Origin of the sequence: Saliniramus sp. (assembly GCF_035311605.1) — a bacterium.
In the GTDB taxonomy this organism is placed as follows: Bacteria; Pseudomonadota; Alphaproteobacteria; order Rhizobiales; family Beijerinckiaceae; genus Saliniramus.
In genome coordinates, this window is sequence record NZ_DATGCW010000370.1 from 1 (window position 1) to 13,264 (window position 13,264).

At 64.7% G+C, this 13,264-nt stretch carries 13 protein-coding genes and 1 pseudogene; 7 read left to right on the forward strand and 7 right to left on the reverse strand.

The window, feature by feature from the left end; translation table 11 throughout:
* The 3 genes from VKP01_RS16355 to gloB form a co-directional block, all read right to left on the reverse strand.
* Positions 1 to 695 (reverse strand): GNAT family N-acetyltransferase (locus VKP01_RS16355; protein WP_324414191.1); only part of this gene is annotated, 695 nt, incomplete at its 3' end.
* Positions 692 to 1,150, reverse strand: coding sequence for a cupin domain-containing protein (locus VKP01_RS16360; RefSeq protein ID WP_324414193.1), 459 nt, complete (start codon positions 1,148 to 1,150; stop codon positions 692 to 694). The genes VKP01_RS16360 and VKP01_RS16355, both read right to left, overlap by 4 nt.
* Before the next feature lie 5 nt (positions 1,151 to 1,155).
* A complete protein-coding gene (gloB, locus tag VKP01_RS16365) occupies positions 1,156 to 1,923 on the reverse strand; it encodes a hydroxyacylglutathione hydrolase (protein ID WP_324414195.1) in 768 nt (255 codons plus the stop codon).
* A 188-nt stretch (positions 1,924 to 2,111) separates the two neighbouring features.
* On the opposite strand from gloB, the gene VKP01_RS16370 reads away from it, so the two are divergent.
* From VKP01_RS16370 to VKP01_RS16390, 5 genes are all read left to right on the forward strand, one after another.
* Positions 2,112 to 2,987: an S-methyl-5'-thioadenosine phosphorylase gene (locus VKP01_RS16370; protein ID WP_324414197.1), complete on the forward strand. Its 876-nt coding sequence runs from the start codon at positions 2,112 to 2,114 to the stop codon at positions 2,985 to 2,987.
* Between the two features lie 86 nt (positions 2,988 to 3,073).
* Positions 3,074 to 3,619 (forward strand): adenine phosphoribosyltransferase, encoded by a 546-nt coding sequence (locus VKP01_RS16375; protein WP_074443731.1) that lies wholly within the window; start codon positions 3,074 to 3,076, stop codon positions 3,617 to 3,619.
* 205 nt (positions 3,620 to 3,824) lie between these two features.
* Positions 3,825 to 5,228, forward strand: coding sequence for a sensor histidine kinase (locus VKP01_RS16380; protein ID WP_324414201.1), 1,404 nt, complete (start codon positions 3,825 to 3,827; stop codon positions 5,226 to 5,228).
* Positions 5,229 to 5,366: 138 nt separating this feature from the next.
* Positions 5,367 to 6,305 (forward strand): ring-cleaving dioxygenase, encoded by a 939-nt coding sequence (locus VKP01_RS16385; RefSeq protein ID WP_324414203.1) that lies wholly within the window; start codon positions 5,367 to 5,369, stop codon positions 6,303 to 6,305.
* 466 nt (positions 6,306 to 6,771) lie between these two features.
* The gene (locus VKP01_RS16390; RefSeq protein ID WP_324414204.1) at positions 6,772 to 7,233 is read left to right on the forward strand and encodes a MucR family transcriptional regulator; all 462 of its coding nucleotides are present in this window, start codon (positions 6,772 to 6,774) and stop codon (positions 7,231 to 7,233) included.
* A gap of 82 nt (positions 7,234 to 7,315) precedes the next feature.
* Here VKP01_RS16390 and hmgA read toward each other — a convergent pair whose 3' ends face one another.
* Complete coding sequence (gene hmgA / locus VKP01_RS16395; RefSeq protein ID WP_324414206.1) at positions 7,316 to 8,632, reverse strand: homogentisate 1,2-dioxygenase; 1,317 nt, start codon at positions 8,630 to 8,632, stop codon at positions 7,316 to 7,318.
* Between the two features lie 111 nt (positions 8,633 to 8,743).
* Here hmgA and VKP01_RS16400 point away from each other — a divergent pair, with 111 nt between their 5' ends.
* Together VKP01_RS16400 and hppD are read left to right on the forward strand one after the other, a co-directional pair.
* Positions 8,744 to 9,235 carry a MarR family winged helix-turn-helix transcriptional regulator gene (locus VKP01_RS16400; RefSeq protein WP_074443727.1) on the forward strand — a complete coding sequence of 164 codons (492 nt, stop codon included), beginning with the start codon at positions 8,744 to 8,746 and terminating at the stop codon, positions 9,233 to 9,235.
* 36 nt (positions 9,236 to 9,271) lie between these two features.
* Positions 9,272 to 10,387, forward strand: a complete 1,116-nt coding sequence (hppD, locus tag VKP01_RS16405; RefSeq protein ID WP_324414209.1) for a 4-hydroxyphenylpyruvate dioxygenase — start codon at positions 9,272 to 9,274, stop codon at positions 10,385 to 10,387.
* 28 nt (positions 10,388 to 10,415) lie between these two features.
* Here the strand turns inward: hppD and VKP01_RS16410 are convergent, their stop codons facing one another.
* The 3 genes and pseudogenes from VKP01_RS16410 to VKP01_RS16420 all read right to left on the reverse strand — a co-directional run.
* Positions 10,416 to 10,607 carry a hypothetical protein gene (locus VKP01_RS16410; protein WP_324414211.1) on the reverse strand — a complete coding sequence of 64 codons (192 nt, stop codon included), beginning with the start codon at positions 10,605 to 10,607 and terminating at the stop codon, positions 10,416 to 10,418.
* Positions 10,608 to 10,716: 109 nt separating this feature from the next.
* Positions 10,717 to 12,417 carry a GTPase gene (locus tag VKP01_RS16415; protein ID WP_324414212.1) on the reverse strand — a complete coding sequence of 567 codons (1,701 nt, stop codon included), beginning with the start codon at positions 12,415 to 12,417 and terminating at the stop codon, positions 10,717 to 10,719.
* Positions 12,404 to 13,264: pseudogene (locus VKP01_RS16420) on the reverse strand (hypothetical protein); the annotation flags it as partial. The gene VKP01_RS16415 and the pseudogene VKP01_RS16420, both read right to left, overlap by 14 nt.

The window sequence follows — 13,264 nt, forward strand, 5'->3', positions numbered from 1 at the left end:
TACAGCCCGATAGCAGCGGTATTCGTCTCCAGAACCTGCAGATAGGCCGTGCCCGCGCCACGGCGCAGCGCCTCGTCCAGCATGCCGGCGACGAGCCTGCGCCCGAAACCGCGCCCGCGCAGGCGCGCTTCGACGAGGATATCGAAAAGCCCGACACAACCGCGTTCGATCACCGCGAGCCCGTAGCCGCAGGGCGCGCCGTCCTGCAGAAGCGTGGCATAGAAGGCCTCGCTCCGGATCGCAGCGAGCATCGCGGTGAGAGTGGGGCGGATGCCGCTGCCATGGCGATTGCCGGCGACGAAACCGGCGAGCCAGGCTTCGTCGGGGGTGGCTGCGATGTGCAGGCCTGGCTCCGGACGTGCATGCGTGGCGGGATCGCCGCAGAGCATCACGCTGGTCGGCTCGATCCGCTCATAACCGCGCGCGTCCAGCCAGGCTTCGTCCCCGGGCGTCGCGAAGGGCGTGAGGCGAAAGATCGGCGTCTGGCCGTGGCGGCGATAGAGATCCTCGATCGCCGCACCCGCAGGCGCGAGAGCGCCCGCACCGGCGGGCAGGGCGCAGGCCGCATTCGCGCGTTTGGTATAGCCGTCGGCAAAGCGCACCAGCCAGCCGTCCAGGATCAGGCTCTGCAAAGCCGGCCAGGCATTGAGCGCGCGCTCCTCGAGACCCGCCGGGCCAGGCGCGCGAGCCCTCACCCGCCCTCGCGCGGCATCGGGCGCCAGCCGGGCGGGGCCATCTCGAAACCGGCGAAATCGAAGCCCGGGGCGACGGTGCACCCCACCAGCGTCCAGGCACCGAGCGAGGTCGTCGTCTGCCAGTGATTGGCCGGCACGATGATCTGGGGCTCCTGCCCGTTCATCAGATCGGGCCCCAGATGGCGCGCCTGCGCGTCATGACCATTTCGTGAGAGCGTGATCACCATCGGCGCTCCGGCATGGTAGTGCCAGATCTCGGTGGCATCGACGCGATGCCATTCGGAGACTTCGCCGAGACCCAGCAGATAATAGATCGCGGTCGAGACCGCGCGCCCGTTCGCATCAGTGAGTGGATCGCGGAAGGTCTCGCGGAAATAGCCGCCTTCCGGATGCGGCTTCAGATCAAGCCGCGTGATCACGTCTTCGGCGGTAAGCCCGCCAATGGCATGCGCCATATTCTTCAACCCCTGTTCTTCCATTCACGCAAAACCCGGAATACCGCGTCGGGCACACCGCCGGCAAGCCCGACCGCTTCTGCAACGGCGGGCTCGTGCACGCGCAGGAACGGGTTGGTCGCTTTCTCCTCGCCGATCGTGGTCATTCCGAACAGGTCCCCGGCTTGCGCCCGCTCCTGCGCCTCGCGGGCCCGCTCGACCAGCGCGGCGTTGTGCGGCTCGACCTTGAGCGCGAAACGGGCATTGGCGAGGGTGTAATCGTGGCCCACGATCGCCACCGTTCCGTCGGGGAGGGCCCGCACCCGCTCCAGCGCCCGGTGCAACGCATCGAAATCACCGCCGAAGACGCGCCCGCACCCCATCACGAAGAGCACATCGCCGGCAATCAGGAGGTGATCGGTGGCGAAATGATAGATGACGTGATCGGCGCAATGGCCAGGCGTCTCCCAGATGGTCGCGGCCATTTCACCGACGCAGACAGTGTCACCCTCGCGTACGATGGTATCGGCCATTTCCGCGACATCGCCGGCGGAAGCGGGGGCGACGATGCGGCAGCCGGTGCGCGCCTTGAGCGCTTCGAGCCCCTGCACATGGTCCCAATGGCTATGGGTAACGAGACAATCGGTGAGTTCCCAGCCAGTTTCCGCGAGCGCTCGCGCAATGGCGGGCTCGTCAGATGCGTCGATCGTTGCGCAGGCACCGCTGACAGGATCGCGGATCAGCGCGCCGATATTGTCTTCCAGACAACGGAAGAGATGGATCTGTGCGACCATGACGTCCTCCTGTGACATCCTCCCGGGATGCGCATTCTTGACCTGCGATTCTCGCGCAAGCCCGGGCTGGCGTCCAGAGCAATTGGAAACTGTGCTCATAACTGGTGCATGCTTGCGCGGTCCCGGCCTTGCGAAACCGGGCATTTGCAGGCAAATGAAGGCATTCCACGCAGCGAGGGAGAGCGGTGATGGCGAAGGCGGTACTGGGGGTGATCGGCGGTTCGGGTGTGTACGACCTGCCCGGAATGGAGGATGTGCGCGAGGAGCACATCGCCTCGCCCTGGGGCGAGCCTTCGGATGCCCTGCGCTTCGGGCGCATCGGCCAGACGCAGATCGCTTTCCTGCCCCGACACGGGCGCGGCCACAAGGTCTCGCCCTCGGATATCAACTACCGCGCCAATATCGATGCGATGAAGCGCGCGGGCGTGACCGACATCGTATCGCTCTCGGCCTGTGGCTCGTTTCGCGAAGCGCTGCATCCGGGGCTGTTCGTTCTCGTCGACCAGTTCGTAGACCGTACCCACAAGCGCGAATCCTCTTTCTTCGGCAAGGGCTGTGTGGCGCATGTCTCGATGGCGCATCCGGTGGGCTCCGCCCTGCAGGCGCGGCTTGCCGAAGCCGCCGAGTCGGAGGGCATCGCCCATGTGCGTAACGGCACCTATGTCTGCATGGAGGGGCCGCAATTCTCGTCCTATGCGGAATCCGTCACCTACAAGAATCTCGGCTATGACGTGATCGGCATGACCAACATGCCCGAGGCCAAGCTCGCCCGCGAGTCCGAGATCACCTATGCCACCGTCGCGATGGTCACCGATTACGATTGCTGGCATGACGGCCACGATGCGGTCGACGTCGCCGCCGTGGTCAAGGTCCTGCGCGCCAATGCCGAGAACGCCGCGCGGCTCGTGGCGCGCATGGCGCGCGATTTCCCCACCGAACGCGAGCCCTGCCCGAACGGCTCGCACAATGCTCTCGAGGTGGCGATCATCACCGCCCCGGAAGCGCGTGATCCAGAACTGATGAAGAAGCTCGACGCCGTCGCCGGGCGCGTCCTGCAAGACTGATCGCAAGTTTGATCGCAAAACTGATCGCAAGTTTGAAGCGGCGCTGTACCGCCCCGAAACCATCCACCCGCCAGAGAGGAAGCGAAATGGATCCGAGCTTCGAAGCTGCCCTCAAAAACGCTGTCCGCACCATTCCCGATTATCCCAAGCCGGGAATCATGTTTCGCGACATCACCACGCTGCTGGGTGATGCCGGCGCCTTTCGGCGGGCGGTGGATGCGCTGGTGCATCCTTATGTCGGCGGCAAGGTCGACAAGATCGCCGGTATCGAGGCGCGCGGCTTCATCCTGGGCGGCGCGGTGGCGCATCAGCTCTCCGCCGGCTTCGTGCCGATCCGCAAGAAGGGCAAGCTGCCCCATCGCACGGTGAGCGTCGCCTACGCCCTCGAATACGGCACCGACGAGATCGAGATGCATGCCGATGCCCTCGTCGCCGGCGAGAAGGTGGTCCTTGTCGATGATCTCGTCGCCACCGGCGGCACGGCGGAAGCGGCGGTGAAGCTGCTGCGCGGGCTCGGTGCGGAGATCGTCGCAGCCTGCTTCATCATCGATCTGCCGGAACTCGGGGGCGCAGAGCGGTTGCGGGCGATGGATGTCGAGGTGCGCACGCTGATATCCTATGAAGGACACTGACCTCGCCTGCGTGAGGCGAGGGCGATGACGCCATGATGACAATCATGACGATTTCCCTCAAATTGCGGGCGATTGTCGCAATACTGTCGTATCGTCGTGGTTTCCTCGTCGCATACTCGCTCCCCGAATCACGTTTGCCTCTCCGACCTGCCTGTGCGGTGATACACGCAGGCAAATCCGGATACCGACGAGGCGGGGAACCGGCATGCACGAACAGGAACCGGGTGAGCCGATGAACCAGTATACGCCGCCACCCTTCCTGCCTTCCGGCACGGTCGGGCGGAGCAATGGCGCTGACGGGCCCGCGACCGGCGCGGATTCCGGTGGATTCGACACGCGCGCGCTGGAACGCGCGGCATGGCGTGGGGCGGCGATCGGTGCGGCGGTGACGAGTGTGGCGCTGGTTGCGACTGCGACACTGTTCTACGGTTTCAGCTGGATTCTTCTCACCGTGGCCGCTACCGCGACGGCACTCGCCATTGCCATCGCCGTGACCCGCGCACGCACGACCCGGCAACGCCTGCGGGTTTCCGCCGATCAGCGGATTGCCGTCGCCGAGGCTCTGCTGGCCAATATTCCCGATCCGGTGATTCTCGTCGATCGTGGCGCGCGCGTGCGCGAAGCCAATTCCGCGGCTCAGAATCTCTTTCCCGCCATGCGCCGGCGTGCGCCGATCGCCTATGCCCTGCGCGCGCCGGAAGTGCTGGGCGGGATCGAGCAGGTCCTGCGCACCCGCGCACCGACCCGTGTGAGCTATACCCAACGCCTGCCCACCGAGCGGGCCTTCGAATTGCTGCTAGGCCCGCTCGACATCGCCTCCGGGTCGGAGCAGGACGAGGAAGCGGTGATGCTGTATTTCCGCGATCTCACCAATGCACACCGGATCGAGCGCATGCGCGTCGATTTCATCGCCAATGTCAGCCATGAATTGCGCACCCCGCTCTCCTCCGTGCTCGGCTTCATCGAGACGCTGGAAGGCCCGGCCCGTGATGATTCACAGGGGCGCGCGCGCTTTCTTGCCATCATGCGCGAACAGGCCCTGCGGATGACGCGGCTGATCGACGAACTGCTCTCGCTCTCGCGCATCGAGTTGCGCGCCCATCTGGCGCCGACGGAAGCGATCGACCTGATGTCGGTGATCCGCCAGATCCTCGACACGCTCGCGCCGCTGGCGAAAGACGAAGGCGTCACTTTCCACGAGGCCTTGCCTCACGGCCCGGCCATGGTTTGCGGTGATCGCGACGAGTTGCTGCGGCTCGTCGAGAACCTCGTCGAGAATGCGGTGAAATACGGCGGTTCCGGCGGACGCGTCGATATCGCCCTGACGCCCCCGGAAGCAGCAGGGCGGGCCTGGACCCTGAATATCCGTGATTACGGTCCCGGCATCGCACGCGACGACCTGCCGCGCCTCACCGAGCGCTTCTACCGGGCCGATATCGCGACGAGCCGCAAGAAGGGCGGCACGGGACTGGGCCTCGCCATCGTCAAACATATCGTGGCGCGCCATCGCGGGCGGCTGAGCATCGAGAGCGATCCGGGAGAAGGCGCAGTGTTTACCGTGACATTGCCGGATGCGGCGGCGGAGCGCGAGCCGATGCCGGCGCATTGATCACCGCTGGTATTGGATCACGATCGATTCCGGATGCCGATGGTCTTTGCACGCCTGACGAGTTGACCTTGCGGCTATGGCATTGTGTTTTGCGAATGCGCAAGTTTTCCTGCATGATGACAGCAGGAGTACCAAGCGATGCAACTCACCGGAATCCATCACCTCACCGCGATATCGGCGGATGCGCCGGGTAATCACGCCTTCTACACGCAAGTGCTCGGCATGCGCCTCGTGAAGAAGACCGTGAACCAGGACGACACTTCAGCTTATCACCTTTTCTACGGTGACGGGCGCGCCAGCCCGGGCAGTGACATCACTTTCTTCGAATGGCCCGTCCCGCGCGAGGAGCGCGGCACCCGTGCCATCACCCGCACCGCCTTGCGCGTCACCGGGCGCGCGGCGCTGGAATACTGGACCGGGCGCTTCGACGAGCACAATGTGCATCACGGCGGCATCATCAACCGCGACGGGCGCGAAAGCCTCGATTTCGAGGATCCGGAAGGCCAGCGCCTGAGCCTCGTCGATGACGGCGGCGCAGGAGCCGGCGAAATCTGGGAGAAGAGCCCGGTACCGGCGGCGTTCCAGGTCCGCGGGCTCGGCCCGATCACCCTGAGCGTACCCGATCCGGCGCCGACGGATCTCGTGCTGACGCAGGTTCTGGAAATGCGCCCCGTGCGCGCATTCGAGGAGAACGGGCGCAAGGTGAAGGTCTATGAGATGGGCGCGGGCGGGCCGGATGCCGAGGTGCAACTCGTCACCGAACCCGGTCTGCCGCCGGCGCGGCAGGGGGCGGGCGGCGTGCATCACATCGCCTTCCGCACACCCGATCGCGCGCAATACGCGGCCTGGGCCCAGCGCCTCGCCGCGCTTCGGCTGCCCTCCAGCGGGCCTGTGGATCGCCATTACTTCCGCTCGCTGTATTTCCGCGAGCCGAACGGCATCCTCATCGAGATCGCGACAGATGGTCCCGGTTTCGATGTCGATGAACCGATGGAGACACTCGGCGAAAGCCTCGCCCTGCCACCCTTCCTGGAAGAGCGCCGGACGCAGATCGAGGCGGGGCTGAAGACTTTGTGACCAGTACCCGAATCGGCGCATCATTTTATCCGACAGTCGATACCCGCCTGTTGCAATGATACTCCAGGCCCCGGAGCGGCAAGCTTCCGGGGCGTTTTGCTTGTTGTCATGACGGCACTGCTTCGCGCGATACCGCAAAGCGCGATTTGAATTTTCAGGGCCTGGGAAATCTCTTCGCTTCAAGGCATAGGATAATGAATTCCTTGGAAACAAGGGCGTCGCGACGCTTGGAGGCGGACGCTCTGAGTTTGGGTTCAGTGAATTTACTATGGCAGAGCATGGCCATGATGGAAAATTTCAAGAGATTTTTATTTTAGTCCTCTTGATGAAAAATATTTTTTGACATACTTGTCGGAGCAACATGTCAATTCGCGCTGATTCAAGCCTTGTTTGACAGCGCAAAATCACCCATCGGTTGATAACCGGTAAATGAACATGGGTCTAACTTTGAAAGAGGTTCGTAACGATGAGTGAAACGGCGCAGGACAACGCCCATATCGAGCTGGCGGTCGAAATCGTATCTGCTTACGTCAGCAACAATTCTTTGCCCACGGCCGAGCTTCCGGGTCTGATCGAGGCCGTGCACAGCTCGCTGCAGAAAATCGCTACCGGTGCCCAGGAAGAGCAGGTCGAAGCGCCCGTTCCGGCCGTGCCGGTCAAGAAGTCCATCACGCCGGACTTCATCATCTGCCTCGAAGACGGCAAGAAGTTCAAGTCGCTCAAGCGCCATCTGCGCACGAAATACGACATGACGCCGGAAGAGTATCGTGCCAAATGGGGCCTGGCGGCGGATTATCCGATGGTTGCGCCAAATTACGCATCGGCCCGTTCCGAGCTGGCCAAGGCCATGGGTCTCGGTGCCCAGCGTCGCAAGGCACCGGAGGGCGAAACCGCCCCGCGCGGACGGCGTTCGCGCAAGGTTGCGTGAGTCGCGCAAGGCATACTGCCTGAATCGAAGAGGCCGCCCTGTCCGGGCGGCCTTTTTTGCAGGGTTTGTACCCGTTATGCGCTCAGCGATCCCACGGATCCTTGCGGCCGGGGTCGAAATGCTTTTTCAGCCCGTCCCAGCAATCGATGTAATTCTCCTGCAATTCCGGCAGATCCGCCGCATAGCGGGTGATCCGCTGGGGGAAGCGCGTCTCGAACATGAAGGCCATGGTGCCGGTTAGCTTGACGGGTTTCAACTCGCCGTTGGAGGCGCTTTCGAAGGCCTGCTCGTCGGGTCCGTGCGGCAGCATGCAATTGTGCAGGCTGAAGCCGCCCGGGGTGAAGCCTTCCGGCTTGGCATCGTAGACACCGTAGATCAGCCCCATGAATTCCGACATGATATTGCGGTGATACCAGGGCGGGCGGAAGGTGTTCTCCGCCACCATCCAGCGCTCGGGGAAGATGACGAAGTCGATATTGGCCGTACCCGGCGTCTCCGACGGCGCGGTCATCACCGTGAAGATCGACGGGTCGGGATGATCGAATGAGATCGCGCCCACCGGCGAGAAATGTCGCAGATCGTATTTGTAGGGCGCGTAATTGCCGTGCCAGGCCACCACATCGAGCGGGGACTGGCCGATTTCCGAGAGATACAGCTCGCCGCCCCATTTCACATAGAGCTTCGAGGGCACCTCGCGATCCTCATAGGCCGCGACGGGCGTGAGAAAGTCGCGCGGATTGGCGAGGCAATTGGCGCCGATCGGCCCGCGATCCGGCAGGGTGAAGGCGCCGCCGTAATTCTCACAAACGTAAGCCCGCGCCGGCCCATCGATGAGCTCGGTGCGGAAGATGACGCCGCGCGGGATGATGCAGATCTCGCCGGGCTCGATCTCGATCACGCCGAACTCCGTACAAAAGCGCAAGCGGTTCTCTTGCGCCACGATCAGCAATTCGCCATCGGCATTGAAGAAATACTCGTCTTGCATGGCCCGGGTGACAAAGAGCAGATGCGCGGCCATGCCGACCTGCGTATCCGCGTCGCCCGCCGTCGTCACCGTGCACAGACCTTCGACGAAACTGATCTTCTCGTCGGGCATCGGCACCGGGCTCCAGCGCATCTGGCCGATTGGCGTATCGGTATCCTCGCGACAGGGCGCGGTGCGCAGATGACGCTTGTCGACCTTGCGATAGCGCCCCGAATGCTTCACCGCCGGGCGGATGCGGTATAGCCAGGAGCGCTGGTTGGTCGCCTGGGGAGCAGTGAAGGGCGAGCCTGAAAGCTGCTCGGCATAGAGGCCGTAATTGCATTTCTGCGGTGAATTGCGCCCGATCGGCAGCGCATCCGGCAGGGCCTCGGTCTCGAAGCTGTTGCCGAATCCGGACATGTAGCGTGCTTCCATGATGGACCTCCCCTCGCGCCGGCCCGCGCTGGTGCCAGACAGAATTTGGTTGCTTGCGGAACGAATTGTGTGGCAGATTGGTTGCACTGTCAACGAACCCTGCGAGGGCGCATGTCGGTTTCCGCAGCGGCCAATGATAGCCGGACCTTGCTCAAGCTGGAAGAATTCCTGCCTTACCGGCTGGTCATTCTCTCGGCGCGCACATCAAATGCGCTGGCACGCATCTATGCCGAGCGCTTCCAGCTCACCATTCCGCAATGGCGGGTCATTGCCACGCTCGGCCAGTATCCGGTGCGCACCGCGCGCGACATCGCGCGGCACGGCATGATGCATAAATCGACGGTATCGCGCGCGGTCACAGCGCTGGTCGAGCGCGGACTTCTGCGCAAGGAGCCCAATGCCTTCGACATGCGCGAGGAGCATCTGCGCCTCACGGAGGAAGGCCGGGCCATCTACGAAGCCGTCGTGCCGCAGGCACGCAGCTTCGAGGAAGAGATCACTGCGGCTTTCGCACCGGGCGAGCGTGCGGAATTCATCCGGCTGATCGAGAAGCTCGACGCGCATACCCGCAACCTCGCACCCGATCCGGACCCCGACGCCTGAGCGCCGGGAACGCCATCATCAAGCCAGGAGGAACCAATGGGCCCCTTCCCCCACGATGCCCCGCCCCCGGAGATCTCCGAAGACAACCCCATGGGCACGGACGGGTTCGAGTTCGTCGAATTCTGCCATCCGGATCCGGGTGCGCTCGACCGCCTGTTCAAGGTGATGGGTTTCACGCCCGTGGCGCGTCACCGGTCGAAAAACGTCACGCTCTACCGCCAGGGCGACATCAATTTCATCCTCAACGCGGAGCCCGAGAGCTTCGCCGCGAAATTCGCCCAGAAGCACGGTCCCTCGGCGCCGGCCATGGCGTTTCGCGTCGTCGATGCCCGCCACGCCTATGAGCGCGCCCTGTCGCTCGGCGCCAAACCGGCACAGACGCAAGTCGGTCCGATGGAGCTCAACATCCCCGCCATCGAGGGGATCGGCGGCCTGCAGATCTATCTCGTCGATCGCTATGGCGCGAAGGGCTCGATCTACGATGTCGATTTCGAATGGCTGGGCGAACGCGACCCGCATCCCGAAGGTGTCGGCCTGCATTACATTGATCATCTGACGCATAACGTGCATCGCGGACGCATGAACGAATGGGCAGAGTTCTACGAGCGGCTCTTCAACTTCCGCCAGATCCGCTATTTCGACATTGCCGGCAAGCTCACCGGCCTGCATTCGCGCGCAATGACGAGCCCGGACAATAAAATCCGCATCCCGATCAACGAGGATGCGGGCGAGTCGGGCCAGATCCAGGAATATCTCGACCAGTACAAGGGCGAGGGCATCCAGCATGTGGCGCTGGGTTCGACCGATCTCTATCGCTCCATCGAGACGCTGATCGGGAACGGGCTCGAATTCATGCCCGCGCCCAACGAGATCTATTATGCGCGCATCGACAAGCGGCTGCCCAAGCACGGGGAATCGCTGGAGCGCCTGCAGAAGAACGGCATCCTCATCGATGGCGAGGGTGTGGTCGAGGGCGGCTATACGAAATGCCTGCTGCAGCGTTTCTCGAAGACCGTGGTCGGGCCGATCTTCTTCGAATTCATCCAGCGCAAGGGGGATGACGGTTTCGGCGAGGGCAATTTCAAGGCGTTGTTCGAATCGATCGAGGAAGACCAGATCCGGCGCGGTGTGATCAGGGAAGACGCGGGCTGATCAGCGCGCGAACCGGCGGTGCGGGGCTTCAGTCGCCCCCGCCGCAATCCCCGCCATCGGTACCGCCGCTGCCGTGGGCCCCGTGATCGCCCCCGCACCATGTCAGGTGCCATTGGCCGAGCAGACCGAACGCGTGCAGGATCACGAGGATACCCGCGCCCGTGCCTGTCGCGAGAAGCAAGTGGCTGTTTTCAAGCAGCATTGCGAAAAGCGCATCCATGCCGGTACCTCGCTGAGATCAATGACGAGACCCTATCTTCGCGCAACAGTGCTTGCCATTGCGTTACGCGCTTGGTGCGTATTCGCGCGAAGCGTTGACGAATTCGCCCTCACGATTCTTCGTCGGAACCGGGCTTCGTCCCTGGTTTTGCGGGCGACACCGGGCGCTGCGGCGTGGCCTCCCGTATCGGCGCCGCATCATCCCCATTCGGATTGCGCGCGGCCTGCCACAGGCGCCCGCCGAACACCTTGACGCCCTTGGCGACACCGCGCCCGGCGCGCCCCAGATTCTCGCCGAAACGCAGCCCTTGCGGGCTTTCCAGGCGCCGGCGATTGCGCTGCGTCATCAGGGCTTCGGTGAGCTGGCCGGCAATGGCATTTGTGAGTGTATCCAGATTCCATGAAGGCGCCCGCGCGCAGACGGGGATCGGCGGCATGTCGCCGAGCGGCCCGGCGAAATCGGCGCGCAGAGCCGCTGTCGCCTTGCGGATCACGGCCTGGGCCGCCTCGGGCAGGCAGTTTTCGGTATAGGGCCAATCCGGCAACAGCGCATCCGCCGCCGTCGCGATGGGGACGATCGGGGGAGCCCGGCGCCCCGCATCTTCGGCGAAATGCGCCGTCACCGCGTCACGCAGGGCGATATCGACGGCGCGGCCGGGGCGGTTGGCACGCAGCGCCCACAGCACCATGTCGGCCTCGCCGATTTCCCGGGCCAGCGTCTCTTGAACACGCGCCGAGCCGTCGAGCCCCATCGTATCGACGAGGCGGCAGGGAATACCATCGATCTCGATCTCGTGCGCCGTCAGCCGGTCGGTGGTGGGGGCGAGATCGGTCTCGGCCGGGCCGTCACCGGCCAGCGCGTTGATCAGGGTGGACTTGCCCGCTGAAATCTGCCCCACCACGATGATTCGCACCGGATCATCGGGCCGCGCGAGGCTGCTGCGATCACGCAATTCGGAGCCGAGCTGAATCTCGATCAGCTCGGCATCGGAGAATTTCAGGCGCCCCGAATAGAGATCGACCGCCGCCTGCGCGACCTCCTCCAGCAGGATCGCCTGCGCATCGCGCACCACCTGATCGCTGAGCCGATCCTGCAGGCCAGCGGTCGCGGCGCGCTCAATCTCGCGCAGCACGCCCACCGGCGGATTGAAGGCGAGGCGCAGGCCGCGATAGGCGAGATAGCCGTATTTCCAGGCCGTGCGCGCCTGATCCTGCCGGCTCCAGAGCCAGTGCACCGCGCGCATCGAGAGCTGATCGGAGAACGGCACGTGGCTGCGCAGGAATTCCCGATAACGCAGTGCCACCCGATCGATCAGCAACAGCGCCTCCGGCAGGGTGAAATCGAGCGCGCCGCGCTTGCCGTCGGACATGCGCGCGGCGACGTCCTCGACCACGGCGACGGCCTGTTCGGGCAGGCTCTCCCACGCGACCGGTGCGGTCAGGCGCTCGGCAATGGCAGCGCGGGAAGCCTCGTAGATTGCGGTCTCGCGCGCGCTCCATTCCGGATCGATCGGGGGGTGGGCCAACCGCTCACGCAGGCTTGCGCCCGCATCATCGTCCGACGATGCGTCACGTGCTTCGCCCCGCGCACGCGCCTTGCGCCGATGCTGCCAGGCGAGCCCGAGCCGTCCGCTCCAGATCAGCGTGGCGAGGGCGACACAACCAAGCACGAACCAGAGCAGCATGCCCCGTTCATGCAGCCAGAGAAAGCCGAGGAGCGAGGTGGCGGCGAAGGGCAGGACGAGCAGCCCGGCGACGCCAAGGCGGCTCCAGCGCAGATAGGCCCGGCGCAGGCGCTCAGCCAGCTGCATCACGCGCCCTCGCGAAGGCTTCCTCATAGAGCCGGCGCAGATCCGCCGCGCTCGCCCGCTCACCGCGCGATTCGCGGTCGAGCCAGTAGGCCGCCGCACGCCCGAGCGCGAAGGTGGTGGCGAAGCTGATCGCCGCCGCACTCGCCGCGCCGAGTGTCTGGCCGACCACGGGGACGAGTTTCGCCACCTGGCGCGCCGCATGGGATCCGGCAAAGCGCATCAGCGCGCCCGAGCCGAGTGCCCCGGCGAAGGCACCGGCGCGTTGCGTCGTCCAGGGGACACCGTAGCGACCGGCCATGGCGTGGAGCATCGCGCCCTGAATCGCGGGGACGCCGACGGCGCCGATCACCGGGGCAACATCGCTCGCAGCCGCCGCACCGGCATACCACATCACCAGAGGCTTGATCTCGCCAAAGCGCGCGGATTCCGCGTCACGCGCGCCTTCGCGCATGATCAGCAGCGCCGCTTCCGGCAAGAGACCCGCCAGCGCCTCGCGCAGATCGTCGAGCCCCTCGGCTTGCGCGCCTTCCGGAGGAAGCGCGAGGGTCACGGCGGGCAACGCAGCGCCTGCAGCTTCTTCGAAACGCGTCTGCGTGACGGCCTGTGCGCGGGCGCGCTCGGCATCGCTCTCGGCGAGATCGGCGCCACTATGGGCTATCAGCAGGGGAAGGGCGGCGCGGCGGCGGCGCAATTCACGCAGGATGTCGGCCACCGCGCCCTGCACCGGATCATCGAGCCGCGCCACGACGACGAGGGCATGGCTGCCGCGCTCGGCTTGCGCGAGATCATCTTTCGGATCATAGCCGGCCTCGCCGATGCCGCGCGTATCGAGAAAGCGCAGCACCGG